The sequence below is a fragment of the Marinoscillum sp. HNIBRBA16962 genome (assembly GCF_057801515.1).
Map to the genome: position 1 here is coordinate 23639 of NZ_CM173603.1, position 26538 is coordinate 50176.

The following is a 26538-nucleotide window of genomic DNA, read 5'->3' on the forward strand; positions in this document are numbered from 1 at the left end:
GACAAGCTCAGCCAGGACTATCCGTAAAGGTGTAAAGAACAGGCAGGACTAAGCCCCTTAAGGGTCGACTCTTGTTAGGATTAAGAATGAAGCCTGTAAAACCGGAGCAGGATTACCACCTCATAACTTATCTGCCATTTGGAGCAGACGATCATTTCCCGGCAACACTTCATCATTTCTTAGCAGCATTTCCTTATTTCCTGAGAGCAGATGGTTATTTCTTACCAGCAGATGGTCATTTCTCACCAGAACTTCTTTATTTCTCACCAGCATTTCCTTATTTCCTGAGAGCAGATGGTTATTTCTTACCAGCAGATGATCATTTCTCATCAGCACTTCCTTATTTCCCGGGAGCACTTCCTTATTTCTCGGCAGCAGATGGTTATTTCTTACCACCCCCAACCCCCGCCAGCGGGGGAGATTCTTCGGTTTTGCGTTTTTGTGGTCTTCTACATGATGCGGCATGCGGACTCCCAGACTAAAACCTGAGTAGCAGAAATTGGTGATATGTCCCATATAGTGCGGTGAATCCAACTAATCCACCCCCAACCCCCGCCAGCGGGGGAGACTCATTGCCATCCACGGAATGGGCTGCAATCCACCGCTTAACCAAAACTGCTTTTGGAGGAAGCTCTCTCCTCACGTCTGCCGACAGACATGCCTATGGCAGAGATGACATTCCTTAACGATAAGAGCATTGGTCACCGCCAGCAGGAGAGATGGCTTCAAACCATTTCTTTTTTTTGCGGGTCTTTCCTGATATCACCAATGGCATACCGCCAATAGCCCAATGAAAATCAAGTACTTTATTCTATTGCTAATCTTTCTGCAGGTCTTTCATGTCCACGCACAGAAGAAAGTGTACTTTCCCTATTTCGAGCTGATCAATGTAGAAAAAGATGGCGGACTCCAGTATTCTGCCTCCAAGCTGTTGAAAGCATACATTGAAAATGCGCATGACTTTACCATTCTGCTACCCGAAAAGTCCGATGAATCATATTACCAAAAAGAAGCGCTGGATCAATCAAGGCAAAAAGCAGTAGCATCAGGTGCGGACTATCTTTTGCTGGGAGAAATTCACAACCTGCAGGGAAGCTTTGTCATCTCTCTGAGTATGTACGAGACCAATAATCTGGACAAAGTGTGGACCGATGTGATCAAAGGGGCTAACTCAGAAGATCTGGATCCCTTGCTCTCACGCCTTGGCCGCACATTCATGACTAACAACCGAGCAAAAAATGATATTGAGATTGATGAGGTGACCAATTACGAGCAGCAGGGTGTGGAACTATTGCAGATCAGGGTCAATCATTTCGTTGGGGTGATGATCGGTGGTTCATACCTGCTATCGGAAAACACCTTATCGGGCTTTGGCGCTTCCTATTCCTACGATGCTACCACAGTCATTTTCAATATGAACTTCGAATTCTATCCGACCTCAAGCTGGTTCACTGATGAAGAGGATGAAACCAGCAAAAAATTTCATGCCGGTAACTTTAACCTTGGGGTGATTTACCCACTAAGCAGAAAACGCCTGACCTGGTACCTGAAAGGCGGAATGGAATACGGGTTCCTGCGACTTAAAAGAGAATATCCGGAAATCAACGATATTGAAGGTGGCATTGGTATTTTTGGTGGTGCCGGATATCTGATCAACAGAAACTCCACGGTAAATGTGCGGATAGAAACAGCATTGTCATACCCGACTTACCAGGTCAATGGCCGGACATACCCGGCCATTAAGTTTGGGATAATCACTTCGTTTTCCAGATAAAGTCATGTAAAACGACTCTCCGAGTCGCTCCATTTATACTCCTTCTTCACCAGATCGGTTACTGATTTCACTAGCTAAAAGTAATGAAGCCCCTAATCGGATGGATTGGTAGCAGATCGACTCGGAGAGTCGTTTTACTGATGCTCTTTCTTCAGCAGGTCATTCACTGATTTTACAGGATTGAATGTGATTGCAGGCACTTCTACAAAAACCGTATTCCAGTCGGCCATGCTTCCGTTCCAAAGACCAGGTAATTCCTGGGCTTTCAGGTCTTGGCCATCTTTGGACTTTTGAGTGATAAATCCCGTATCCATATCCCTGTGTTTCAGGAGGTCGTATTTTTTTCCTTCGTGATCCTTCAGCATACATACTACATCTACCGGATTGAAATGAGTCGCTCTCGAAAAGATTTCCTTTTGTTTTTCATCTTTCAGGTCAATCTGGGCAGTCTCCACTACCTGAAGAGAAACCGACCCGTCATTTCCTCTGACCCAAAAAGGCCCTCCTCCGGGATCTCCATCACTTTTCACCATTCCACAAACCCGTAGCGGACGATGAAGCTTTGTTTTCAAAAAGTCAACTTTGGCTGGATCCGACATGCCTTCTATTTCCGGACCAGGCTTGTAGCCCAGCTCCTTAAGTAAGGATTTAGCATTTTCTATTCCTACGCCTTCATCCAGGTCCTTCAGCGCAGCAACAATCCTTTCCTGATAATCCAGTAAAATCCCCGCGATGACTTTTTTGTATTTGATCGTTTCACCTTTGAGCTTATCCGGAACCACGTTATCGATGTTTTTCAGAAAGACAATATCTGCATTGATATCATTAAGATTTTCGAGCAATGCACCATGTCCTGCCGGTCGAAAAAGGATCGAGTTATCTTCGTTTCGGAAAGGCTCATTATTCATATCCACAGCAATGGTATCCGTAGCAGGCTTTTGTATACTGTAAGTCACCTGTATATCCACGGAAAAATCCGCCTCATATTTTCCTTTTACCTGGCTGACATGCTTTTCGAATTTCTTTTGATGGTCCGGAGACACTGTGAAATGAATTTTCACATTCCCTTTTGAATCTTTTGCATATTGCGCTCCCTCTACCATATGCTCTTCTACAGGCGTTCGTGCATCGTCGTGATATTTGTGAAATTTCAAAAGACCTTTTGGCAGATTGCCATAATCCAGACCTTCTTCATTTAACAAAACTTCCAGGATCTTTCCGTATTTTCTTTTTACCTGGTCCTCTTCCATACTGCTTCCGGTTACTTCTTTGTATTTTGCTTTCAGATCCTCATAAAAAGCAAATCGCTCAATTTCCCTGAAGAATGTGAAAACCGACCCGGAATCCTGATCTGCTTTCATCTTTTCATATGCTTCCGGACTCCCATCATACTCCAGCAAAAAAGCAAAAAGCGCTTTAAACATTCGCGTGGCAGCTCCGGAAGCCGGGACAAATTTCACAATCTCAAAATCTCCCAGGTTGGTTTCGTAGTGTTGGATCATTTGCTCTGATTCCTTTTCGCTCAACTTTAGGATACCATTGCCTTCAGTTGCAGCGTCCCGGAGGACTGTTGGCGGAAAGCCTGATTTAAATTTTTCTATTTGTTTATTTATTGCTTCGACACTTAATTGGTGATCCGAAATTTGCTTTAAATCTGAGTCATTGAACATATTTTAGGTTTTTTCGATTTAAAATTGATGTTGGATATAATAAAACTCGCAAATTGTGTGCGTTGTTAAGTTAATAAAAGGTACTTTTCTCTTTCAATAATAGTGATTAATTTGAAGGGTTTAAGTTCAAAGCCTATGAATTCTGATTTGACTAATATTTCACCCCAGTTCTACGGGATCACCATGGTGCCAAAAGATAAGTGGCGCGAATACGGGTATGCACTTTTAACTATAGCTGGTTCCGACGGAATAGTCTCTGACCCGGAGCTGGAGTGGCTGACCATAGATATGGCCAGGGAAGTAGGCGTAGATGAAGAAATACTGGCAGACTGGGAGGAGTATGATTACGAGTCCTCAGATCTGGAAGACGTTTTTGTCTCTTTTAATTCTTCAGCTTTAGCAAGCTTTAATAAGCTGCTGATCTATGATGCCATAAGGATGAGTTCGGCAGATGGCGATTATGCTTTGGAAGAAAAGGAGCAGGTGCATGAAGCAGCCCGGATTCTCAAAGTAAGCTCGGAAGTGGTTCTTGCCATAGAAGCGCTGGTAAGCCTGGAAGAAGCAGCCAACAATCTTCGCTTAACCATCCTTTAGTTACCCATAAATCTCATTTAGAATACCTGCAAGCCTGATGCCGGCCTGTAGCAGGCGCTTATTGACCAGACTTAAGTTTTTATAGTCATATTCGTAAGCGATCTTTTTGTCTTCCGGCAGATCATAAACCTGATCCCGGTAGCTCATGGATTCGTAAGCCCAGTCCAAAACCGAATCGGACTGCCATTCTTCTATTTGCTGAGCAGACGGATGATTGATCCGGTCTGTGTATTCTGTATAGCTGTACTGCTGACCATCTATGATCCCACTATCCCAAACACGATGAAGATTGGAGTTTTCCCAGAAATACGACACTTTGACATCATTCCCTCCACGGTCTTCACCATTACCAACATGTAATGGTTGGTGAATATCTCCAACAAGGTGCACAAGACACTTTAAAGCAAAGGCTTCATCTTCGTTGGTAAACTTCTTTGATTTTAATTCATTGACCAGCCGGTTGATGGTAACTATTACGTCTCCTTCCTCAGGTGTGCCGGCTTCCTCGTAGGTCATACCATCCGGAATGGTACAATAATGCCAGGGCCCCATATGATCATACTTATCATCCGAACGAATTAAATCCATATAGTTACTTACCTCCGCCAATGTTAATGAGCCCAGGACCTTCTCAATATTTTTTCTGGCTTTTTTGGAAAGATGCTGCTCCGCTACCAGGCCTATGACACGATGACCTGTTTTACCCCAGGATAAGGCTTGAAAAGCAATGCAAAATATCAGAAGGGAAAGGAGGTATTTCTTCATGAGTTAAACTTTTGATCTATCAGCTAATTTAGCGATAAAGAGATTTCAATGCAGATATATGGGATAAATCCAAAAAAGTTGTGGACCACTTAGGAAAAATACTATTTGGAAGAAAATCGAATTCATATGCAGTGCTGAGGGTGTTCCCTGCATTTGTCGACAGGCAGGCACGATCGGCGTGGGCACCTTGTGAGTGGAGGGATGGCAGGGGTATACGACAGTTTTGCAAAAAAATGACCCTGGCGTTATAAGAGGTTTTCACACAAAAACACCAATATTCCCCTTTAGAAAAAGGGGTGTAGGGGAATGTTTATAAGCAAATTTGTTTTTGTGTGAAAATTGTTGGGAACATTCAATAATGCAAAAACTGTTGTGCGCCAGATGGCAGGCGTTTGCTTGATCCGATATATGACGAGTAAGAATAGATAACAAAAAAGAAAAGGCGCCGCAGAAGATGCGAGCGCCTTAATCACCAACCTAACCTAAAAAGAAAGCGTTTATAAAACGTAATTAATTTTTTTTATTGTTGCCTTTCAGTCTTATATACTAATTTTCATCTAAAAAAGTTTCAAAAAAATCTTAAAATAATCTACTTGTTTTTTTGTTCAACATTCAGGAGTTTTTCCTTTCTTATGAAGTAACTCCTAAAGTGTTATAATTATTATAAAGCAAGTCTGAAACTTCATTTCAAATAATAATCCCACATTTATCATGCCAAAACCATGATTGGAAAGTTTAGGTCTTCCTTTGTGTTTTTACTTGCTATTTTTGCAGCCTTAGAAAATCAGGGATAGTGGAAGCAAGCGATATTTTAGCATTTTATTCGGAAAGTGAGCTTATCAAAGGGGTGGCTGATTCGGTTGTCAAAAATAAAACCATCCGAATCAAGGGAATGGCAGGAAGCTATGATTCATTGCTCGCGGCCAGTGTTTCAAAAAATACCAGTAAAACCAACATTTACATTCTCCACGACAAAGAGGAAGCTGCTTATTTTCTCAATGATCTGAGAAACTTTCTCCCGGAAGAAGAATTGTTGCTTTTCCCGAGCTCTTATAAAAAGCCTTACCAGTTTGAAGAAACTGAAAACGCAAACATCCTGCAGCGTGCCGAAGTACTAAACCAGATTAACAGCAGAGCCAAAAGGAACTTTCAGATCATCACCTATCCTGATGCGCTTTATGAAAAAGTGATCAACAAAAGATCTCTCAGCGAGAATACTTTCCGTGTTTCGGTAGGTGAAAAGCTGGATATAGACTTTCTCATCGAAATGCTAAACAGCTATGACTTTGAGAAAAGTGATTTTGTTTACGAAGCTGGTCAGTTTAGCGTGCGTGGTGGGATCATTGACATTTTTTCTTTCGCGCATGATTACCCATACAGGCTAGACCTTTTTGGTGACGAGGTGGAAAGCATACGGGAGTTTGACCCGGAAAGTCAGCTTTCCAATAAATCGCTTGATGAAGTAACACTCATCCCGAATGTACAGACAAAATTGCTCAAAGAGCAACGTCAGTCATTTTTTGAATTTCTTCCGGAAGATTCCCTGATCTGGCTGAAGGATTACAGGGAAACATTGGACCTGATCGAAAAGGGTTTCAATAAAGCCAATGAGTCCTTTAGTGATATTGTAAAGTCCAGCGGAACTCAGGTTGTGTTCAAACCAGAGGACCTGTTTGATTCGGAAAAATCATTTGACAAACTTCTGAATGAATACACACGCATAGAATTTGGAAATCGCTTCTACTTAAAACCTGACGATGAGTTTAATCTATCCGTAAAGCCACAGCCACATTTTCATAAAAATTTTCAGCTGCTGGCGGATGACCTTTTCCAGTATCAGGGTAAAAATTATCAATGCATCATCACAGCTGAATCGTTTAAGCAGATCGAGCGGCTGGAAACCATTTTTGATGAGATCAATCACGAGCTAAAATTCCAGGGAGTAAGCGCCTCATTTCGCGAAGGGTTTGTTGATGACTACCATCAGTTTATCTGCTATACCGATCACCAGATCTTTGACCGCTTTCACCGGTATAAAACAAAGGAGAAGTTTTCCAAATCAAAGTCCCTTACTCTTCGCGAGTTGAAAACCCTTCAGCCTGGTGATTACGTAGTGCATATCGATTATGGAGTGGGGCGATTTGCTGGCCTGGACACGGTAGACGTAGGCGGCAATAAGCAGGAAGCTCTACGAGTGATCTATCGCGATGATGATCTGCTTTATGTCAGTATCCACTCGCTACATAAGATCTCCAAATACTCCAGCAAGGAAAGTGCACCTCCATCCATCAACAAGCTGGGGACACAGGACTGGGAAAACAAGAAGAAAAAGGTCAAGCGTAAAGTCAAAGATATAGCTAAGGACCTCATAGACCTCTATGCTAAAAGAAAAGCTGCTCCCGGTTTTGCTTATCCAAAAGACGACTACCTGCAGGCCGAGCTGGAGTCTTCTTTTTTGTATCAGGACACTCCGGACCAGGCACTTGCTACCGCAGATGTGAAAAAAGACATGGAACAGGCTCACCCGATGGACCGGTTGGTCTGCGGAGATGTTGGGTTTGGAAAAACAGAGGTAGCTATTCGTGCTGCATTCAAAGCTGTAAATTCCGGTAAGCAGGCAGCGGTACTCGTGCCTACCACAATCCTGGCTATGCAGCATTTCCACACTTTTTCAGAGCGGTTAAAGGATTTTCCGATTTCCGTTGACTACATAAACCGGTTCAAATCCACTAAAGATATTACCCGGATCAAAAAAGAAGTCAAAGAAGGTAAGATTGACATCCTGATCGGGACTCACCGGATTGTAAATAAAGATATAGTGTTCAGAGACCTTGGGCTGATGATCATAGATGAGGAGCAAAAATTTGGCGTAAAGGTCAAAGAGCGACTCAAGGAAATGCGGGTCAATGTGGACGCACTTACCCTTACCGCCACACCGATCCCCCGAACGCTCCATTTTTCATTGATGGGGGCACGGGATCTGTCCATCATTTCTACTCCGCCACCAAACCGCAGACCCGTAACGACTGAAATTTTCGAGTTCAATGAAGAGATCATCCGTGATGCCGTCAGTCATGAGATACGCAGGGGCGGACAGGTCTTTTTCGTACACAACAGGGTAAGCGATATCGAAAGCATTGGAAACATTGTGTTTAAAATGGTGCCGGATGCAAAAATAGGTATTGCCCATGGCCAGATGGAAGGCAAGCAGCTGGAGAAAGTAATGCTCAAATTCATAGAAGGCGAGTATGATGTGCTGGTCTCCACTAACATCATTGAATCCGGACTGGACATTCCCAATGCCAACACGATTATTATAAACCGGGCTCATATGTTTGGTCTTTCAGATCTACACCAGATGCGTGGAAGAGTGGGCCGGTCAAACACCAAGGCTTACTGCTACCTGCTTACCCCACCTACTTCGGTGCTTTCATCAGATGCACGGAAGCGGTTGATCACTTTGGAAGAGTTTTCGGATTTAGGTGATGGCTTCAAGGTAGCCATGCGTGACCTGGACATTCGCGGAGCAGGTAATCTTCTGGGAAGTGAGCAGAGCGGTTTTATCAATGATATGGGGTTTGAGGTGTATCATAAAATCCTCGATGAGGCTGTGGGGGAACTAAAGGAAACCGAATTTAAGGACCTTTTTGAAAATGACCTGGCTTCCAAAGAAAACCTGCAGCAGCTTCAGGAAGATTGCACTATTGAGACAGACCTTGAGATCCTCATCCCGGAAACTTACGTGTCAAATATTTCCGAGCGGTTAAGCTTGTACTCACAGCTGGATAACATCCAAAAAGAAGACGAACTCCGAAAATTTGTAGAGGGCATAAAAGACCGGTTTGGCCCATTACCGGATTCCGTAGAAAACCTCATTACTTCCGTCAGAGTACGATGGAAGGCTATAAATCTCGGTTTTGAGAAGGTGATGATTAAAAATGAAACACTGAAGTGTTATGTTTCTGAATCCCGGGAAGAAAGCTATTTTCAGTCTGACCTTTTTGGCAACCTGCTCCAGTTTGTACAGTCCCGGCCAAAACGTTGCAAGATCAGAGAGCACCGCAAAAAGCTGATCATCAGTGTAGCCGAAGTGTTAACGATCAACGAGGCCCTGGATGTGCTGGGTGATATGACATTGGAAAGCGTATCAACCTGATGGTTTAACCCAGCTGAAAAGAGGCATTATGAGAAACACCCTGTGTGCTCGTCGAAAAATAGCTGGTTTTACACAATATTTTTGTAATTTTCCTCTTTTAATAGGTATAAAGCGTTTCAAATCATTGCCAGATGTGGCTATTTTTGAAATATTTGTGTTTATTAGTATTTTGGAGCGTTTCAATTAAAGAAAACAGGTTATGAAAAAAATTGTGAATGCGGCCATAAGCTCTGCTTCAATGCTGTCAATGGTCATTATTTTAGGAGCTTGTGGTTCTACAACTCCTACGAGCTCAAATCCGGGCAAGTACAGTAACGCTACCGGACTGGAATTTAACGAAGAAGGTGGTTTTCAGGTAAATGAATTCAGAGGTCAGCCGGAAGGTCCCAACCTTGTGTTTATCGAGGGTGGACGAACAGTACTAGGTACATTCGAAGAAGATGTCCTCAATTCAAACGATCACCTCGAGCGTGCAGTTACAGTAGCATCGTTCTACATGGATGAAACTGAAGTTGCCAACATCAACTGGCTGGAGTATGAATTTTATATCCGTCAGGACTCAGATGAATACTTTTGGAAAAACAACCTTCCCGACACAACTGTCTGGTCAAGAGATCTTGCTTACAACGATCCTTATGTAGATCACTATTACAGATATCCCGGTTTCCGGTATTTCCCTGTAGTAGGGGTTAACTGGAGACAGGCTGTAAATTACTGCAAGTGGAGAACTCGTGTAGTAAACATTAAGCTTGCTGAAGATGCTGGTCTCTACGATGAGCTGGCCTATGCTTCAAGTGGCGGAGACGATTTTGCAGGAGCTGAAGAGTCCGGAGGAGCTGCTCCGAGCTTCCCTCGAATTCCACTCGAATCAGGTGTGGTACTTCCAAACTATCGTCTGCCTACCGAAGCAGAATGGGAATACGCAGCTCAGGCTTTGATCGGTACTCAGTGGTTAGATGAAAACCAGACACATAGAAGACTTTACCCATGGGATGGTCACTCACTGCGTAACCCATACGGAAAAAGCATGGGATACTTCCTGGCCAACTTTAAGAGAGGCAGAGGAGACTACGCCGGTATTGCTGGTAAGCTAAATGACGGAGCAATGATCCCGACTTATGTTTACGACTACCCTCCAAATGATTTTGGACTTTACAACATGGCCGGAAACGTAAACGAGTGGGTGCAGGATGTATACAGACCTTTGTCTCACCAGGATGTACAGGACATGAACCCTGTTCGCAGAGATGGAAAGCTCGATCCTGAAAGCGGATACGATGCTACTTTTAACTTCATTGGTAACGAAAGAGAATATACTGAAGAAGAGTGGGTACAAAACACAGGTCTTCAGAAAACCTACAACCCGGACAATCCTCCTATGAGAAGATTGCGGGTATATAAAGGAGGTTCCTGGGCAGATGTTGCCTACTGGCTATCCCCGGGAACAAGAAGATATCTGTTTGAAGACTCGGCCACATCTACCGTAGGTTTCAGATGTGCCATGATCCGGGCAGGTACCAATTATTGATCAGAACCTGTTTTTCAAATAATACAAAAGCTATCAGCCTTACGGTTGGTAGCTTTTTTCATTTAGAGAGGGGTTTCAGTTTGGTCACGCAATATTTCTGCAGGATTAATCTTAACCCAACTTCCAAAGTGTACTCGCCCTTCCGCTTGATCCATTTCCATTCATAAAAGTAATTACTGACCTGCTGCAATTACCACAACGTAAATGCCCTTAGGATTAGCCTTTGCGATCAGCATTGCTAATTCTCCAATGGTAGCACCAGTCGTAATCACATCATCTACGATGAGAACATTCTTTCCTTCAAATTCTTCCGGAAAATTTAGCTTATAGATCGACCTGACATTTTCCAATCGTTGAATTTTCGATTTCCGGGTTTGTGTATTGGTTCTGACTTTTCGTATAGCCAGGTCCGGTCGAACCGGAATTCCCAAAGATTCAGAAAGACCATCGGCAAAACATTCACTCTGATTGTACCCTCTCTTTTTGAATTTGGATTTATGCAGCGGCACAGGCACTATGAAATCTACGGGCCAGCCGGCTCCTTTCAATTCCTCACCGTACCATTTACCAATCAATTCGCCCACCTCCGGGTAGTCTTTGTATTTCAGGTGGTGAATGATCGATTGAGCCAGTCCTCGTTTATGAAAATGTAGGTAAGCAGCAGCACGCCGAACTTTTGATTCGTAAACTAACTTATCTTCCAGAGGATTAGCTTCCAGTAAGTGATAATTTGTCTTGGGAAGATCCAGTCTGCATGCAATACATAGATGTTCTTCCTGGGATACCAGCGGAGTTCCACAATGAATGCATATTTTTGGAAATATGAGAGAGAAGAAGTCTTCAAATAATTCTTTGACTACAGGCACTACTTTCATACGTTACAATATACTAAGGAGAATTAAATGGTGTATAAAAAGGACCTGGATATAGAGCGAAAATGGCACTCGGTGCTGAACAGAGTAGGAGAAAACCTGGGTAAGAAACCAAAAGACCTGAATGCGGTTTTGTTTTTGATTGGTGTTCAGGAATTAGGTCATGGCGCTAAAGTTTTCTCTAAGGAAGAAAAACAGGATCTTATGCATATTGCCATCTGTAAAGTACTTTCCTATTCCGGGTTTTATGAACTGGAAGGGGTAGATGATGGAGGATGGCCTCATTGGAAAATGGTCAAAGAGCTGCCACATTTTGATTTGTTAGAGCAGGAAAAACTATTGAAGATCCATGTCCTGGAATACTTTGAAAAAGAACTTGGTATAAATGCCTAATCATATTGGGTGATAATTTCGTATTATTGAGTATGTCTGATAGCGTAAAAACAAATATTGAAGCCTTCAAAAGGAAATTTTACCTGAATAAGCTCATTAGAGGCATACTTTTATCAGGCATACTTTTTGGGTCTATATTATTGATATTCAGCACTTTAGAGGGTTTTTTCTGGCTAGGACAGGCCGTGAGAATGAGCTTCCTGGGGATTCTATCGGGGACGCTCCTTCTGGCGCTCGTATGGGGCGTTATAATGCCTGTTTCCGGGCTGTTTCGTCTGCGAAAAGGCATCTCTAATGAAGAAGCGGCAAGAGAAGTGGGGAAACATTTTCCTGAAGTGAGTGACAAACTACTGAATTATTTACAGCTGGAAAAACTCAACCGCACTGAAAAATCACTGGTCAATGCAGCGCTTCTTCAAAAGACAGATGAACTCAGGATCATTCCATTTCAGAAAGCCGTTAATCTCAAAGTAAACCTGAAATACACCTACATTTTTCTAGCTGTTCTTTTCTTCTTTACGCTGGTTTCATTTATCAGTCCGGGATTTCTTTCTGATGGCTCAAGCAGGATCCTTCAGTTCAACAAAGAATTTGAACGACCGGCTCCCTTTGAATTCATTGTGTCTGAAGATCTCACTGCCTTCAAGAATGAGTCATTTGAACTAAATATACAAATAGATGGGGAGTACCTTCCTGAGAATGTATTTCTCCTGGATAATAACAGGCGGATAAGGCTTACCAGCTCTGGAAACGGAACTTATAAGTTTCTCTATCCGTCCATTTCTGAGAATAAAGATTTTCAGTTGGAAGCTGCAGGGTTTAGATCTGCAAAGTATCTCATCACAGTTTACGAGCGACCTGAAATCCTGAATTTTAAAGTAAACCTGGATTATCCAGGCTACACCCGCCTCAATGATAAGGAAGTAAACAATACCGGAAGCCTCATTGTACCTGAAGGAACCACACTTACCTGGACACTTAATACTTCACAGGCTGATCAGGTAGATTTTCATATCGAGGATAAAAAGGAGGCTTTTACGAAAAATGATGATCAACAATTTACTTTCACCCGACAAGCAAGAAAAGCATTCAACTATGAGATTGGGCTGGAAAATGAGCACGCCAGAAATAAATCAAGGATTGCCTATGAGATTTCAGTAATCGAGGATCACTATCCTGAGCTTGAGGTAGAGTTTCTGCCTGACACTATTACTTATAACTCCGTACTTGTTTCCGGGAATATTGCCGATGATTATGGTTTCAGAAAACTACTGCTATTTTATAGGATCAATCGATCCGGAGAGTTTTCACCCATAAATATTGGTTTTGATCCTAAGCAAAACAACCAGCAGTTTTTTTACCAGATGGAGTTGGACTCGCTTAGTGGCCAAAGTTCCGGAATAGAATTGTATGTGAGTGTGACTGATAATGATGCGATCAACCGGTTCAAAGAATCCAGATCTCAAACATTTCATTTCAGGATCCCTGATGAAAAAGAGCTGGAGCAACTCGTAGAAAATGCCGGAAACAAAACGCAATCGCAGTTTGATGAGGCTGAGAAAAAATCCGAGAGCCTTAATGAAAAACTGCAGGAACTGGAAGACCGGCTGAAAAACAAAAAGGAGCTTAGCTGGCAGGACGAGAAGCTCCTGGAGGATGTCATTAAAGATAAAAAAGAGCTACAGGAGTCTATCGAAGAGCTAAAAGAAAAACACAAAGAGCTTATGAGAAGCCAAAAGGAATTTGGCAAGCAAAGTGAAGATCTCCGTAAAAAATCCGAAAAGCTGCAGGAACTCATAGACGAAAGCCTGGATGACGAGACAAAAAAGCTCTATGAAGAACTGAAAAAACTTCTGAAAGAAAAGGCCGGTTCTGACCAGGTGCTTGACAAGCTTTCCAACGTAAAGAATAAGGAACGAAACCTCGAGAAGGAGTTGGAGCGAATGAAAGAATTATTCAATCGCTTAAAATTTGAAACCAAGTTGGAGCAAACCTCGCAAAAACTTGATGAGCTCTCCCAAAAGCAGGAAGAACTGGCAGATGAAACAAAAAAACAGGACAGAGAAGGGGGTTCTGAAGAGGAACGACAGCAGCTGGAAGAAGAGCAGAAAAAGATTAACGAGGAGTTTGAAGATGTAAAAAAAGACATCAATGAGTCCGAGCAACTCAACCAGGAGCTAAAAAACCCACAACCTTTCGAGGATTTCAACAAAGAGGAGCAGGAGATACAGGAAAAACTGGATGAAATACCTGAAAACCTTAAGAAAAACGATTTACAAAAGGCTGGTCAGCAACAGCAAAATGCCGGTCAAAAAATGAAAAAAATGTCTCAATCCATGCAATCCATGCAAAGCAGTATGGAGATGATGGTTATGCAGGAGAACATTGATCAGCTGAGAGACATTTTGGATAATCTTATCAAGTTGTCTTTTGAGCAGGAAAAACTCATTAATTCTTTTCAATCTGTCCAGCAGGTAGACCCGCGATTTATCGAACTTTCACAGGATCAGCTCAAACTTATCGACAACAGTGAAGTAATTGAGGATAGTTTATTATCGCTGGCCAGTCGGGTAGTGCAGATCAGCAACTTTGTTACCCGGGAAATCGGTGAGATCAATACGAATCTGGACAAAGCTATGAATCAGCTGCGCGAACGCAACAAAGGCAAAGCCACCAGCCATCAGCAGTTTGCCATGACTTCTATGAATAATCTGGCGTTGCTTTTGGATGATGTGCTTGGTCAAATGCAAATGGCTATGGCCGAAGCAATGGGTCAACCACAAAAAGCAGGACAAAAGGAAAGTGCCCTCCCGGACATGAGTGAGCTTCAAAAGCAGCTAAGTGAGCAGATACAGGAACTTAAAAAGAGTGGAAAATCAGGACGTAAACTCTCCGAAGAACTGGCGCGCCTTGCAGCAGAACAAGCAGAAATAAGGAGACAGTTGGAATCTATGCAGGAGAAAATGGCAGGAAAACCGGGTACTGAAGAAGAAGGAAAAGATGGACAGGGAGGGAATGGTCTAAAAGAAGCCATTGAGAAGATGGAAGAAAATGAAGTGGACCTTGTCAATAAGCGGCTAACCGAAGAACTGATAGAACGGCAGCAGGAGATCTTGACTCGCATGCTGGAAGCTGAGAAGTCTATGCGTGAGCAAAAAGAGTCGCCTGAACGGGAAGGTGAAACCGCGAAAGAAAATATCCGTAAGGTACCTCCTGAATTTGAAGAATATTTAAAAGCAAAACGTAGTGAAATAGAATTGTTAAAAACTATTCCACTAGATTTAAATCCTTTTTATAAAAAAGAAGTAAACGATTATTTTAGACGCTTAAGCGGAGAAGATAAATAATGGATACAATACAGATACAGATCCCATCCCTTTCGGAAAACATCCGAATCGTAGAGAGTTTTATTGACAATGCCAAGGAACGATTTCATCTGGATGATGATATCTATGGCAACATCATGATTGCTGTAACTGAATCAGTCAATAATGCCATAGTACACGGCAACAAAAAAGCCAGCAGCAAAAACGTAAATCTGCGTCTGCATCTCAACGAAAATGTTCTGAAGTTTACCGTAACCGATGAAGGGACCGGATTTGATTACAATAACTTACCAGATCCCACTTCTCCCGAAAACCTTGAGAAACCTGGAGGCAGAGGCATATTTCTAATGAAGCACCTTTGCGATGAAGTGTCTTTTAAAGATGAAGGACGAGCGGTAGAGCTATCATTCTACCTTTCCTGATGAACCCCCAAATCAACTTCTTTCAGGAAGGCACCACCTTTAAGCTTCGTGACGAAGAGCGTATAATTCACTGGTTACAAGACATAGCCCAAAAAGAGGGTTATGAAATTGAAGAGATTAACTACATCTTTTGCTCTGATGATTACCTGCTGGAAATCAATCAACAGTATCTCAGTCATGATTACTACACGGATATTGTCACCTTCGATAATTCGGAAACCCCCCGGGTGCTCACCTCAGACATTTTTATAAGCATAGATCGCATTACAGAAAATGCCAATGAATTGAAAGTGGCTTTTGAAGATGAGTTGAATCGTGTCATGATACATGGTCTTTTGCACCTCCTGGGTTATATGGACAAGACCGACGATGAAAAAATCTTAATGCGGCAAAAAGAAGACACCTGCTTATCTTTGCTGAATTAAGTGTTCCACGTGGAACACCCGGAGTCTTTTTCGTGTTCAATCTTCTAATGTTCCACGTGGAACATCTACACTAAAGGCTTTATAACGATCAAAAGAAAGAACCTATATGTTTCAAGAGTATGATGTAATCGTAGTAGGGGGCGGGCATGCAGGTTGCGAAGCTGCAGCTGCAGCTGCCAACATGGGATCCAAAGTTCTACTCGCTACTATGAATATGAACACCATTGCACAGATGTCTTGTAACCCGGCCATGGGCGGTGTGGCAAAAGGACAGATCGTGCGGGAGATAGATGCACTTGGTGGATACTCCGGGATCATCACAGACAAAACCATGATCCAGTTTCGCATGCTCAATAGAAGCAAAGGGCCTGCTATGTGGAGCCCCAGAGCACAATCCGACAGAATGCGCTTTGCTGAAGAATGGAGACTGGCCCTCGAAAATACTCCAAACGTTGACTTCTGGCAGGAAATGGTTACCGGGATTATCGTTAAGGATAAAAGGGTAGTGGGGATTAAAACCAGTCTGGGATTAGAAATAAAAGCCAGGGCTGTAGTGCTCACAAATGGAACCTTCCTAAACGGCCTCATACATATAGGAGATAAAAACTTTGGCGGTGGTAGATCAGGGGAACGAGCAGCCAAAGGGATAACGGAGCAACTGGTAGAGCTGGGCTTTGAAAGCGGACGTATGAAAACCGGAACACCACCCAGAGTAGATGGAAGAAGTCTTGACTACTCTAAAATGGAAGAGCAACTTGGTGACGAGGAGCCTGGTAAATTTTCATACCTTGATACTACCACAGCCCTGAAAAAGCAGAGAAGTTGCTGGATCACCTATACAAATACAACCGTCCACGATACGCTGAAGACAGGTTTCGAAAAATCCCCCATGTTCAACGGACGAATCAGAGGACTTGGTCCACGATACTGTCCATCTATAGAAGACAAGATCAACCGGTTTGCAGAAAGAGACCGGCACCAGATATTTGTTGAGCCTGAAGGATGGGATACGGTAGAGGTCTATGTAAACGGCTTTTCTACTTCACTTCCTGAAAATGTACAGTACAAAGCACTGATACAGATCCCGGGATTTGAAAATGCAAAAATGTTTCGGCCCGGCTATGCAATAGAGTATGACTTCTTTCCACCAACCCAACTCAACCTTACGCTCGAAACAAAACGCATTGAAAACCTATTCTTTGCCGGACAGATCAATGGAACTACAGGGTATGAAGAAGCCGGCTGCCAGGGATTGCTCGCAGGTATAAATGCTCACCTGAAAGTAAAAGAGCAAGATCCGTTTATACTAAAACGATCTGAGGCCTACATCGGTGTGCTCATAGATGACCTCATTAACAAAGGCACAGAAGAGCCCTATCGGATGTTTACCAGCAGAGCTGAATTTAGACTCCTGCTCAGACAGGACAATGCAGACCTGAGATTAACAGCACGGTCCCATGAAATAGGGCTGGCCTCAGACCATCGATACGAGATGGCCATGAACAAAATGCACGAGACCAAACGTGTCATCAATGATCTCAAACAGAAGAAATACAAACCTGATGATATCAATCCCACACTGGAAAAGCTGGGTACGGCACCAATTAAAGATAAATCTTCCCTCTATCAGCTCCTGAAAAGACCAGATGTAGATATGCAGTTTTTGCACAAAATCGGCGATGATCTTACAGAGTATCTAAAAAATATCTCTGGTGAAATAAAAGAACAGGCTGAAATTCAAATCAAGTACGAAACTTATATAGAAAGAGAACGCCAGAATTCAGAGAAAATAGCATCTTTGGAAAGCCATAAGATTAACCCTGATTTTGACTACAGGAAGATACCTGCCCTGTCAGCAGAAGCTAAAGAAAAGTTGCTAAAAATAAAACCGGCAACACTCGGCCAAGCTTCCAGGATCAGTGGAGTATCTCCTGCAGATGTTTCTGTTTTAATGGTATATATGGGAAAATAACTATGTACGAAAAAATAGAAGAGTGTCCCTCTTGTAAACACCCAAAATTTATCAACTACAAGATTTGTAAGGATTACTCAGTCACTGGTGAGAGTTTTGCACTTGTTACCTGTCAGAAATGTGATTTGATTTTCACCAACCCCAGACCCACTATTGAAAATATAGGCAGGTATTATCAAAGTGAAGATTACATCTCCCACACCAACCAGGCCAATAACCTCACCAATTTCCTGTATAAATCGGTGCGGAAGATTACTTTACGTCAGAAACTTCAGCTTATCAATAAGTACACCTCTGGGAAATCCCTGTTTGATTTTGGTTGTGGGACCGGTACCTTTTTAGACTACTGCCAGACAGAAAACTATACGGTATCAGGGATGGAACCAAACGCTTCCGCCAGACAAATAGCTGAAACGGTAACAGGATCAAAAATCTCTACTACAATAACTCAACTCAAAAAAGAAGAAAAGTTTGACGTAGTGACTGCCTGGCACGTCCTGGAACATGTGCATGATTTACGCGATACACTCAACTTTCTACGGAAGCGACTGGAAAAAAAAGGATTTCTATTTATCGCAGTGCCTAACCACTTATCTCATGACGCAGAACACTACCAGGAGTACTGGGCTGCTTACGACGTACCCAGACATCTTTATCATTTTTCCAAAAAGTCTTTTACTTACCTGGCAAACAAGTGCAAACTAAATGTTGTAAATGTTTATCCAATGAAGTTTGATGCTTACTACGTATCCCTGCTCAGTGAAAAACACAAAACAGGAAAATCAAATTTCCTAAAGGCCTTCAGACAAGGGTACCTATCCAATAAAAAAGCAAAATCAACAGGTCAATATTCAAGTTTGATTTACGTTCTTACCCAATGAGAAACCTTTTTTCTTCACTAATAGCAATACTTCTTTTAGAAGCATTATTTCAGAGTTGTGCCAATCCTTCTGCTCCTACTGGCGGACCTAAGGATACCATTCCACCTGCACTAATTACTTCCATTCCGGAAGATCAAACACTCAACTTTAGCGGTCAAACCATCACACTTACATTTGACGAATTTATATCTGCAGATAAACTGAAGCAAAGTCTTGTGGTCACGCCTATCACCGAAAATAAATACAAGCACCTTGTCAAGAAGAGAACAATCACCATAAAATTTGACGAACCCTTTGAGGACAGTACTACTTACACACTAAACTTCTTTGATGGCATTACGGATATCACTGAAAGAAATCCCGCAGAAAATCTAATACTTGCCTTCAGTACCGGACCCTACATCGATTCACTCTACCTTTTCGGTAATGTGAAAGACCTCTTCACAGATAAACCTATGGAGAAAATAACAGTCGCCCTGTACAAATTCACAGATTCACTTGATATCTTCTTACACAAACCAACCTACTTCTATAATACTGATAAATCCGGTGAGTTTCGTATTCAAAATGTAAAGCAAGGTAGATACAGACTTATTGCCTATGGTGATGAAAACAGAAATCAACTCCTGGATGGAAAAGAAACACACGGCTTCCTTGCAGATACCATTCACCTGACAGAGTCCATAGAAGATAGCATCCTGATTACAACAGTCCCAATAAACGCATCACCATTAAAACTTATTTCCGGTCGACCGGCTACCCGGTATTTCAACGCCCGATATTCAAAACCAATAGTCGAGTATTCACTTTATGCTTCAGTCAAAGGAGGCGACTTTGCCACAGACTTTGCAGATGAGAAAAAAGAAAGTGTAAGATTTTATAACAACCTATCCATCTCAGAAAATGACAGTGTTCAAACCATCCTCTCTGCACGGGACAGTTTAGGAAATACGAGTACTGATACATTATACGTAAAGTTTAGGGAATATTCCAGAAAGACCTCCGAATATAAAACGGATCTCAAACCTGCTAAATCCGTTCCCATCTTCCCAGGTAAAAAATTCGGAGTTTCCTTTAACAAACCATCACGCCTGGCAGACTCATCCTTTGTCTTTTTAAAAATTGATACGCTTTACCAGGTGCCTTTAAAAATTGATTCCATCAAAGCAAATTTTAACAATACCTCCATATCATATCTTTTGCCTCAGCTATCTCAGGATTTCATTAAAACACAGTTAGAGCATTTTCAACAAGAACTCATAGGAGATTCCACTGATGTGGACTCTACTACACTTCTCCTTTATAATAAACTGGACTCATACCCCACAGACCGATTCCAACTTGGATATAAAGCAGGAGCTTTCATTTCGGTGGAGCAGGATACCTCTCAGAGCATGACCGGTACGTATTCGTTTGGATCAAATGAAAACTTTGGCCTGATAAAGGTCAAAATCACTACAGATAAGAAATCATACCTAGTACAATTGATGAAAGGTGATAAGCCTGTACAAACATTATCTACCTGTGAAACCTGCACCTTCTTACGTGTGTCACAAGGTGAATATTGGGTAAGAGTGCTCATTGATGAAAACGGAGATGGCAAATGGTCCATTGGCAACATCCTGCAAAATATTGAACCTGAACCTGCAGTTTATTTTAAAGAAAAAACCAACATCCGGGCAAACTGGGAAAATGAGCTCCGGTTTTCCTTCTGATTCTCTGTGTGTAGCTTGTGAATAACCGTGGATCTTATTGTGGATTTAATTTCTGTTACCCACGATGGCACATATTCATTCAGATCGGTGTTACTCAATGAGAATAACTATTCATTTTTCAACCACTTGTCAATAACATAAACTTAAAATATAATTCACATAGGCTTATCTACAATATGTAGATTAAATTCGTAAATGATTGACTTTCAATAAACTGAATATGGTATAACCTGTGGAAATCTGTGGAAGCCCCTTGCATTTATAAACAACCCGATTTTCCAAATTAAATTTTCAGGACTTTCCCACATATCCACAGGGTTAATAATAGAAATAAGTTAATTTTTTAAAACCTATTTATTATATATAAGTAAACATCTAACGTGGATAACTAATCAGAATCCAGCATGAGAAACCTCTCGATCATTTTCTTTTTTTTCATAACGACAATTCTGTTTGCGCAAACTGATGACGCTAAGCTGGCCAATGAATACTATCAGCAAGGTGAATATGAAAAAGCCCTGGTTATCTATGATGACCTTGCCAATAATAGGCGCGCGATCCCGCTAATCCATTCAAACTACCTACAGCTTCTCATGGATAAGAAGGATTTTAAAAGTGCAGAAAAATACCTGGATAAAGTCCTGAAAATCTACCCTACCAACCTGCAATATCTCGTGGATCTGGTAAACTTCTACAAAATCTCCGACCAGGAGGATAGAAAAGAAGCGATGATTGAGCAGCTGCTCAAAACCTATCGGGAGAACCAATATCAGTTGAGCATAATTGCTCAAAATCTCGTGGCCAATCAAATGTATGATGAAGCAATCAGTTTTTACAAGTTGGCGCGAAAGATCAACGGACGCTCTTCGGCTTTTGCCCTGGACCTGGCCGCAATCTATCGGCTGAAGAATGATAAACCCGCCATGACTCAGGAGTACATCAACTATGCAGAAGGAAATCCGGCGAATCTTACCTACGTAAAAAATCTTTTTCAAAATATCCTTAACGAAGAGGAAGATCAGGAGTACCTGGAACAAACTTTAATTAAGAAAATTCAGAAGTATCCGGAACAGATGCTTTACCCCGATCTCCTCATCTGGCTGGAGCTTCAGCGAAAAAACTTTTACTCCGCTTTTATTCAGGCGCGTGCCATTGACAAGCGAACCGCAAGTCCGGGTGATGAGTCCATGCAGATCGGATATATCGCTTATGACAATAAGGCCTGGGAAGATGCTATTGATATTTTTGAATACGTGATTGAAGAATACGGCGACTCCTATAACTATGCGGCAGCTCGCCGTTTACTCATTCGCTCACGTGAAAATAAAATCAAAAGCGAATACCCTGTAGATCGGGAAGCGATCCGGACACTGGCCACGGAATATGGTACCCTCTTTGAAGAGCTCGGTCCAAACCCTGTCACACTGGAAGCCATGAGAAACAAAGCCCTGCTCCATGCTTTTTACCTGGATGAGCTGGATACGGCTATCACTATTTTAAACTACATCATTGACAACAGGCGGTCACCTGCACATCTCGTTTCAGAGTCCAAACTGGATCTGGGCGATATGTATCTGCTCATTGATCAGCCCTGGGAGGCAACACTGCTTTACTCACAGGTAGAAAAATCTGATAAAGAATCACCAATGGGATACGAAGCAAAATTGCGTAACGCGCGACTCAATTATTATACCGGCGACTTTGCCCTGGCAAAAAGTCATCTGGATATACTCAAGCTGGCAACCACTCGTGAAATTTCAAATGACGCGATCGCTCTGAGCTTATTGATCACGGACAATACTGTTTTTGATACCACAGATCTCATCATGCAGGAATTTGCCAATATTGAGCTTCTGCTTTTCCAAAATAAAGACTCCGTGGCAAAAGTCAGACTTACCCAATTACTCGAAGAAAATCCCGGCCACTCCCTGACCGATGAAATTTACTGGCTGCAGGCCAAAATGAATCTCGAAGAAGGAAATTATCGGGCAGCAATTGATCTGTTGGATAAGATCATCACCAATTTTAAATACGATATTCTCAGCGACGATGCTTTTTACAAAAAGGCGGTCATACTGCAGGATTACCTCAACGATGAAGAAGAAGCCAAGCTCGTTTTTACGGAATTTCTCAAGAAACATCCGGGAAGTATGTATGCCGCCGAGGCGAGAAAACGCATCCGCGAGCTACGCGGCGATCTGATCAATTAAACCAAAACCAGTCTTGGAGTTGGTTCCATCAGGCTTGGATCAGGAGAAAAATGTTTATTGAAAAATCCGTCCAGCTCATCTCGGGTTTTCTCAGATAACAATTCTGACAATTCAGTCAATACTTCGCCGCTCAGCATGTAGGGAGGATTCTGCATATTCACTTTGTCACCAATACAGTGCGCAAAGATCTGGTATTCGGAAGCCTGACCCCTTGGTTTTTGAGTGATCATGCATTGGCCGATCAGCTCTTCAATGTTGCCATTAGCCTGAGCGATATTTCTTGCGCGCTGTTCTACATTGAGTTTTTCAGAAAAATAGTTCTGGATACACTCCGCGGACTCCTTTGAAAGTTGCTGATAAATCTTCGTTGCACAATCCAAGCAGATGGCATAGTCAAAGACCACATCCGAAGTTTTGTAATCCGGATAATTGCGAACCGCTTTTTCGATCACGTATTCACATCCGTCTTTCATCAGATCCCGCTCACATTCTATACAGCGGGTAAACAATCCTTCATTGTGGAAGGAATAAAAACTTTGCGGAATTTCGGTCTGTGTATTCTCGTTGTTCATATGTCTAAAAATTGGCTTTTAGCTCTTAGCCTTTGGCTTTTGGCAATCCTTTCGGATCGCTTAGGTTGAGACTACAAGTGCGGACGGTTAGTCCCCGGCATTATGCTCATTTCATTAGCATAAAATTAACGCATATTCACCGATATGCCATTGGCTTGGCCTCTTAACCTGATCATCACTTTGGAGGTGCTCTACTTAAAAATTTCCACTTTTTTCCCTACGCTGGATAAAGGTCTCAATCTGATGGTAAATAGTATGCATGCATAACAAATTTTCTATATCTTTGAATAAGCTGATACTTAAGCAATATCGGCTTCATTCAACCGTGAATAAATGAAGAGAGAAGAAACTGTAGACTATAATATAAAAGTAGCGTGGCATGCAATATCCCGGATGTATAATCAGTATGGGGCAGATTTTGATGTGACCGCTTCTACCGGATTTGTACTTTTAAACATCGATGTAGAAGAGGGCACACCTGCTACGAAAATAGCACCGCTCATGGGACTTGAAGCGAGATCACTTACCCGGATGCTCAAAACCATGGAAGAGAAAAAGTGGATATTTCGAGAAAAAGATCCATCCGATGGGCGTTCGGTCCGAATTTTTCTGACAGACCTGGGAAAAGAAAAGCGAGAGTTTTCGCGAAAAGGAGTAAAGGAATTTAATAAGCGTATCCAGGAAATCGTTCCGGACGATGATCTGGAAACTTTCATTTCAGTTACCCGAAAAGTCATTGAGCTAATTGAAGATAAAAACCTATTTGAGAAACTAGCCGAAGCGTTTATCTACGAAACAGGCAAAGCTTGAAATAATCAATAACTCAGAAATAACTCTAAATATGAAACGAACCATTAAGAAAGCAGCAGTATTGGGATCAGGAATCATGGGTTCCAGGATTGCCTGTCATTTTGCAAACATTGGTTTGGAAGTACTCCTGCTGGACATTGTCCCGAAAGAGCTCACCGACGATGAAAAAGCAAAAGGCCTTTCGCTGGACTCACCGCTGGTAAAAAACCGGATCGTCAACGGCGCGCTGGAAGCCGCGGTAAAATCAAAGCCGGCACCTCTCTACCATAAAGATTTTGCGGAGCGGATCAAAACCGGAAATTTTGATGATGACCTGGAGAGGATCAAAGACTATGACTGGGTGATCGAAGCGGTAGTGGAAAATCTTGAGATCAAAAAATCGCTTTTCGAAAAAGTGGAAAAGCATCGGAAACCCGGAACGCTGATTTCCTCCAATACATCCGGGATACCAATCTCCTTTATGATGGATGGAAGAAGTGAAGACTTTCAGAAGCATTTTTGCGGGACGCACTTTTTTAATCCACCACGCTACCTGAAACTGCTGGAGATCATCCCGACTAAAAAAACAGATCCGGAGGTTATAGACTTTTTCATGCACTACGGTGATCTCTACCTGGGGAAAGAAACCGTACTCTGCAAAGACACGCCAGCGTTCATCGCAAACCGCATTGGTATTTACGGGATCATGTCGGGCATGCACACCGTAGAAGAAATGGGCCTCGGGGTAAACGAAGTAGACAAACTCACCGGTCCGGTTATCGGCCGACCAAAATCGGCAACTTTCCGAACCATGGATGTTGTGGGTCTTGATACTGCAGTAAAAGTTGCCCAGGGCCTCGCGGACAATTTGCAAAAAGACGAATCCAAAGACGTCTTCAAACTTCCGAAAATCGTCAAGGAACTGTATGACCGAAAATGGTGGGGCGATAAGACCAAACAGGGTTACTACAAAAAAGTAGTCGAGGATGGAAAAAAAGAGATCCTCGAGCTCGACCTGAAAACGATGGAGTACAAGCCGAAAAGCAAGATCAAGCTGGATGTGCTCGACAAAACCAAAAATGAAGAAGATCTTAAGAAGCGACTGAAAATAGCCATCGAGGCGGATGGACGCGAAGGGGAATTTTACCGGAAAACCTTCTTCGATCTTTTCCGCTACTGCACCAATCGCATACCGGAAGTAGCCGATGAACTATATCGGATTGACCAGGCTGTAGCTGCAGGTTTTGGCTGGGAACTGGGACCGTTCGAAACCTGGGATGCCATGGGTGTGAAAACCTGTGTGGAAAAAATGAAAAAAATGGACCTGGCTCCTGCCAAATGGGTGGATGAAATGCTCGAGGCAGGAAACGAGTCATTCTACAAATTCGAAAAAGGGAAGAAACACTACTACGACATTCCATCCAAATCGTACAAGGTTGTTCCGGGTACGGAAGGCTTTATTTTCCTTGAAGCGTTCAAAGAAAACAATGTGGTTTGGAACAATGAAGGAGCCACAATCTACGACATTGGAGACGGAGTGCTGAATGTGGAGTTCCACACCAAAATGAACTCCATCAGTGGTGAAGTGGTCGAAGGAATTCAGACAGCCATCAACATGGCCGAGAAAGATTATCGAGGCGTAGTGATCGGGAATGAAGCCCAACAATTTTCCGCAGGCGCCAACCTTGCGATGCTGTTCATGTTTGCCGTGGACCAGGAGTTTGACGAGATCGATCTGATGATCCGCCAGTTTCAGCAGACCATGACCCGGGCTCGTTTTTCTTCGGTACCTGTTGTGGCGGCAACTTCCGGACTGGCGCTCGGTGGCGGTTGTGAGCTTTCACTACACTGTGATGCCATCCAGGCACATGCCGAAACCTACATCGGTTTGGTCGAAGTAGGAGTAGGGCTGATCCCGGGTGGCGGCGGCACCAAAGAGATGACGATGCGCGCAGCAGATAACTACATGCCAAACGACCCGGAACTAAACACGCTGCAGGAATATTTTATGAATATCGCTACGGCGAAAGTGTCAACTTCGGCACTGGAAGCCAGGGATATGGATATTTTGAGACCTGCGGATCGGATCACGCTCAATCGTGCCCGACTTTTGGCTGATGCCAAAGAGCGGGTGATCGAGCTGGCGGATGCTGGCTATACCCAGCCGATCCCGAGAAACGACATCAAAGTTCAGGGCCGAACCGGCATGGCGATGTTTGAAGCGGGGATCACGGGCATGAAGTACGGGTCGTACATTTCCGAGCATGATGCGAAGATTGCCCGAAAGCTGTCTTACGTGATGAATGGCGGAGACCTTTCCGCACCGACTGAAGTGTCCGAGCAATACCTGCTCGACCTGGAGCGTGAAGCATTCCTAAGTCTTTGTGGTGAGCAAAAAACGCTGGAGCGAATACAGAGTATTTTGTTTAAGGGGAGACCGTTGAGGAATTAGTAGGCAATAGACAAATGGCAAA

The 26538-nt window shown here is 42.8% G+C and carries 19 protein-coding genes; 14 read left to right on the forward strand and 5 right to left on the reverse strand.

Annotated elements, in window-relative coordinates; all coding sequences use genetic code 11:
• Window positions 1-120: 120 nt before the first annotated feature.
• A complete protein-coding gene (locus AC3E9V_RS00110; RefSeq protein WP_488751142.1) occupies window positions 121-516 on the reverse strand; it encodes a hypothetical protein in 396 nt (131 codons plus the stop codon).
• Window positions 517-790: 274 nt separating this feature from the next.
• Here AC3E9V_RS00110 and AC3E9V_RS00115 point away from each other — a divergent pair, with 274 nt between their 5' ends.
• Window positions 791-1774, forward strand: coding sequence for a hypothetical protein (locus AC3E9V_RS00115; protein ID WP_488751143.1), 984 nt, complete (start codon window positions 791-793; stop codon window positions 1772-1774).
• Between the two features lie 134 nt (window positions 1775-1908).
• On the opposite strand, the gene AC3E9V_RS00120 is transcribed toward AC3E9V_RS00115, so the two are convergent.
• Window positions 1909-3444: a DUF4301 family protein gene (locus AC3E9V_RS00120; RefSeq protein ID WP_488751144.1), complete on the reverse strand. Its 1536-nt coding sequence runs from the start codon at window positions 3442-3444 to the stop codon at window positions 1909-1911.
• Between the two features lie 135 nt (window positions 3445-3579).
• On the opposite strand from AC3E9V_RS00120, the gene AC3E9V_RS00125 reads away from it, so the two are divergent.
• On the forward strand, window positions 3580-4038 hold the full coding sequence (locus AC3E9V_RS00125) for a tellurite resistance TerB family protein (RefSeq protein WP_488751145.1): 459 nt from the start codon (window positions 3580-3582) through the stop codon (window positions 4036-4038).
• On the opposite strand, the gene AC3E9V_RS00130 is transcribed toward AC3E9V_RS00125, so the two are convergent.
• Entirely contained in the window at window positions 4039-4803 is a 765-nt protein-coding gene (locus AC3E9V_RS00130) for a S1/P1 nuclease (protein ID WP_488751146.1), read from the reverse strand.
• Between the two features lie 793 nt (window positions 4804-5596).
• Here AC3E9V_RS00130 and mfd point away from each other — a divergent pair.
• Complete coding sequence (mfd, locus tag AC3E9V_RS00135) at window positions 5597-8959, forward strand: transcription-repair coupling factor (protein WP_488751147.1); 3363 nt, start codon at window positions 5597-5599, stop codon at window positions 8957-8959.
• 199 nt (window positions 8960-9158) lie between these two features.
• Window positions 9159-10487, forward strand: a complete 1329-nt coding sequence (gene gldJ, locus AC3E9V_RS00140; RefSeq protein WP_488751148.1) for a gliding motility lipoprotein GldJ — start codon at window positions 9159-9161, stop codon at window positions 10485-10487.
• A 173-nt stretch (window positions 10488-10660) separates the two neighbouring features.
• Here gldJ and AC3E9V_RS00145 read toward each other — a convergent pair whose 3' ends face one another.
• Window positions 10661-11362 (reverse strand): ComF family protein, encoded by a 702-nt coding sequence (locus tag AC3E9V_RS00145; protein WP_488751149.1) that lies wholly within the window; start codon window positions 11360-11362, stop codon window positions 10661-10663.
• A 30-nt stretch (window positions 11363-11392) separates the two neighbouring features.
• On the opposite strand from AC3E9V_RS00145, the gene AC3E9V_RS00150 reads away from it, so the two are divergent.
• From AC3E9V_RS00150 to AC3E9V_RS00185, 8 genes are all read left to right on the forward strand, one after another.
• Window positions 11393-11752 (forward strand): hypothetical protein, encoded by a 360-nt coding sequence (locus tag AC3E9V_RS00150; protein WP_488753685.1) that lies wholly within the window; start codon window positions 11393-11395, stop codon window positions 11750-11752.
• Window positions 11753-11784: 32 nt separating this feature from the next.
• Window positions 11785-15099 carry a DUF4175 family protein gene (locus AC3E9V_RS00155; protein WP_488751150.1) on the forward strand — a complete coding sequence of 1105 codons (3315 nt, stop codon included), beginning with the start codon at window positions 11785-11787 and terminating at the stop codon, window positions 15097-15099.
• The gene (locus AC3E9V_RS00160) at window positions 15099-15500 is read left to right on the forward strand and encodes an ATP-binding protein (RefSeq protein ID WP_488751151.1); all 402 of its coding nucleotides are present in this window, start codon (window positions 15099-15101) and stop codon (window positions 15498-15500) included. The genes AC3E9V_RS00155 and AC3E9V_RS00160 overlap by 1 nt, the downstream gene beginning before the upstream one ends.
• Window positions 15500-15925 carry an rRNA maturation RNase YbeY gene (ybeY, locus tag AC3E9V_RS00165; RefSeq protein WP_488751152.1) on the forward strand — a complete coding sequence of 142 codons (426 nt, stop codon included), beginning with the start codon at window positions 15500-15502 and terminating at the stop codon, window positions 15923-15925. Before AC3E9V_RS00160 ends, ybeY begins: the two co-directional genes overlap by 1 nt.
• Window positions 15926-16031: 106 nt before the next feature.
• The gene (gene mnmG, locus AC3E9V_RS00170; protein ID WP_488751153.1) at window positions 16032-17897 is read left to right on the forward strand and encodes a tRNA uridine-5-carboxymethylaminomethyl(34) synthesis enzyme MnmG; all 1866 of its coding nucleotides are present in this window, start codon (window positions 16032-16034) and stop codon (window positions 17895-17897) included.
• A gap of 2 nt (window positions 17898-17899) precedes the next feature.
• Window positions 17900-18778 (forward strand): class I SAM-dependent methyltransferase, encoded by an 879-nt coding sequence (locus AC3E9V_RS00175; protein WP_488751154.1) that lies wholly within the window; start codon window positions 17900-17902, stop codon window positions 18776-18778.
• Window positions 18775-20493, forward strand: coding sequence for an Ig-like domain-containing protein (locus AC3E9V_RS00180; RefSeq protein WP_488751155.1), 1719 nt, complete (start codon window positions 18775-18777; stop codon window positions 20491-20493). The genes AC3E9V_RS00175 and AC3E9V_RS00180 overlap by 4 nt, the downstream gene beginning before the upstream one ends.
• 404 nt (window positions 20494-20897) lie before the next feature.
• Window positions 20898-22703 (forward strand): tetratricopeptide repeat protein, encoded by a 1806-nt coding sequence (locus tag AC3E9V_RS00185; protein WP_488751156.1) that lies wholly within the window; start codon window positions 20898-20900, stop codon window positions 22701-22703.
• On the opposite strand, the gene AC3E9V_RS00190 is transcribed toward AC3E9V_RS00185, so the two are convergent.
• A complete protein-coding gene (locus AC3E9V_RS00190; RefSeq protein WP_488751157.1) occupies window positions 22700-23275 on the reverse strand; it encodes a hypothetical protein in 576 nt (191 codons plus the stop codon). The two genes, AC3E9V_RS00185 and AC3E9V_RS00190, sit on opposite strands and share 4 nt — an antisense overlap.
• A 333-nt stretch (window positions 23276-23608) precedes the next feature.
• On the opposite strand from AC3E9V_RS00190, the gene AC3E9V_RS00195 reads away from it, so the two are divergent.
• Both AC3E9V_RS00195 and AC3E9V_RS00200 read left to right on the forward strand, forming a co-directional pair.
• The gene (locus tag AC3E9V_RS00195; RefSeq protein WP_488751158.1) at window positions 23609-24085 is read left to right on the forward strand and encodes a MarR family winged helix-turn-helix transcriptional regulator; all 477 of its coding nucleotides are present in this window, start codon (window positions 23609-23611) and stop codon (window positions 24083-24085) included.
• A gap of 31 nt (window positions 24086-24116) precedes the next feature.
• Window positions 24117-26516, forward strand: a complete 2400-nt coding sequence (locus tag AC3E9V_RS00200; protein WP_488751159.1) for a 3-hydroxyacyl-CoA dehydrogenase/enoyl-CoA hydratase family protein — start codon at window positions 24117-24119, stop codon at window positions 26514-26516.
• The last annotated feature ends 22 nt before the right edge of the window (window positions 26517-26538 follow it).

What these genes read in the sequence shown, in the direction of transcription:
- AC3E9V_RS00110 (WP_488751142.1), bottom strand. Translation starts at nt 516, where the DNA reads ATGGGACATATCACCAATTTCTGCTACTCAGGTTTTAGTCTGGGAGTC.
- AC3E9V_RS00115 (WP_488751143.1), top strand. Translation starts at nt 791, where the DNA reads ATGAAAATCAAGTACTTTATTCTATTGCTAATCTTTCTGCAGGTCTTT.
- AC3E9V_RS00120 (WP_488751144.1), bottom strand. Translation starts at nt 3,444, where the DNA reads ATGTTCAATGACTCAGATTTAAAGCAAATTTCGGATCACCAATTAAGT.
- AC3E9V_RS00125 (WP_488751145.1), top strand. Translation starts at nt 3,580, where the DNA reads ATGAATTCTGATTTGACTAATATTTCACCCCAGTTCTACGGGATCACC.
- AC3E9V_RS00130 (WP_488751146.1), bottom strand. Translation starts at nt 4,803, where the DNA reads ATGAAGAAATACCTCCTTTCCCTTCTGATATTTTGCATTGCTTTTCAA.
- gldJ (WP_488751148.1), top strand. Translation starts at nt 9,159, where the DNA reads ATGAAAAAAATTGTGAATGCGGCCATAAGCTCTGCTTCAATGCTGTCA.
- AC3E9V_RS00145 (WP_488751149.1), bottom strand. Translation starts at nt 11,362, where the DNA reads ATGAAAGTAGTGCCTGTAGTCAAAGAATTATTTGAAGACTTCTTCTCT.
- AC3E9V_RS00155 (WP_488751150.1), top strand. Translation starts at nt 11,785, where the DNA reads ATGTCTGATAGCGTAAAAACAAATATTGAAGCCTTCAAAAGGAAATTT.
- AC3E9V_RS00160 (WP_488751151.1), top strand. Translation starts at nt 15,099, where the DNA reads ATGGATACAATACAGATACAGATCCCATCCCTTTCGGAAAACATCCGA.
- ybeY (WP_488751152.1), top strand. Translation starts at nt 15,500, where the DNA reads ATGAACCCCCAAATCAACTTCTTTCAGGAAGGCACCACCTTTAAGCTT.
- mnmG (WP_488751153.1), top strand. Translation starts at nt 16,032, where the DNA reads ATGTTTCAAGAGTATGATGTAATCGTAGTAGGGGGCGGGCATGCAGGT.
- AC3E9V_RS00175 (WP_488751154.1), top strand. Translation starts at nt 17,900, where the DNA reads ATGTACGAAAAAATAGAAGAGTGTCCCTCTTGTAAACACCCAAAATTT.
- AC3E9V_RS00180 (WP_488751155.1), top strand. Translation starts at nt 18,775, where the DNA reads ATGAGAAACCTTTTTTCTTCACTAATAGCAATACTTCTTTTAGAAGCA.
- AC3E9V_RS00185 (WP_488751156.1), top strand. Translation starts at nt 20,898, where the DNA reads ATGAGAAACCTCTCGATCATTTTCTTTTTTTTCATAACGACAATTCTG.
- AC3E9V_RS00190 (WP_488751157.1), bottom strand. Translation starts at nt 23,275, where the DNA reads ATGAACAACGAGAATACACAGACCGAAATTCCGCAAAGTTTTTATTCC.
- AC3E9V_RS00195 (WP_488751158.1), top strand. Translation starts at nt 23,609, where the DNA reads ATGAAGAGAGAAGAAACTGTAGACTATAATATAAAAGTAGCGTGGCAT.
- AC3E9V_RS00200 (WP_488751159.1), top strand. Translation starts at nt 24,117, where the DNA reads ATGAAACGAACCATTAAGAAAGCAGCAGTATTGGGATCAGGAATCATG.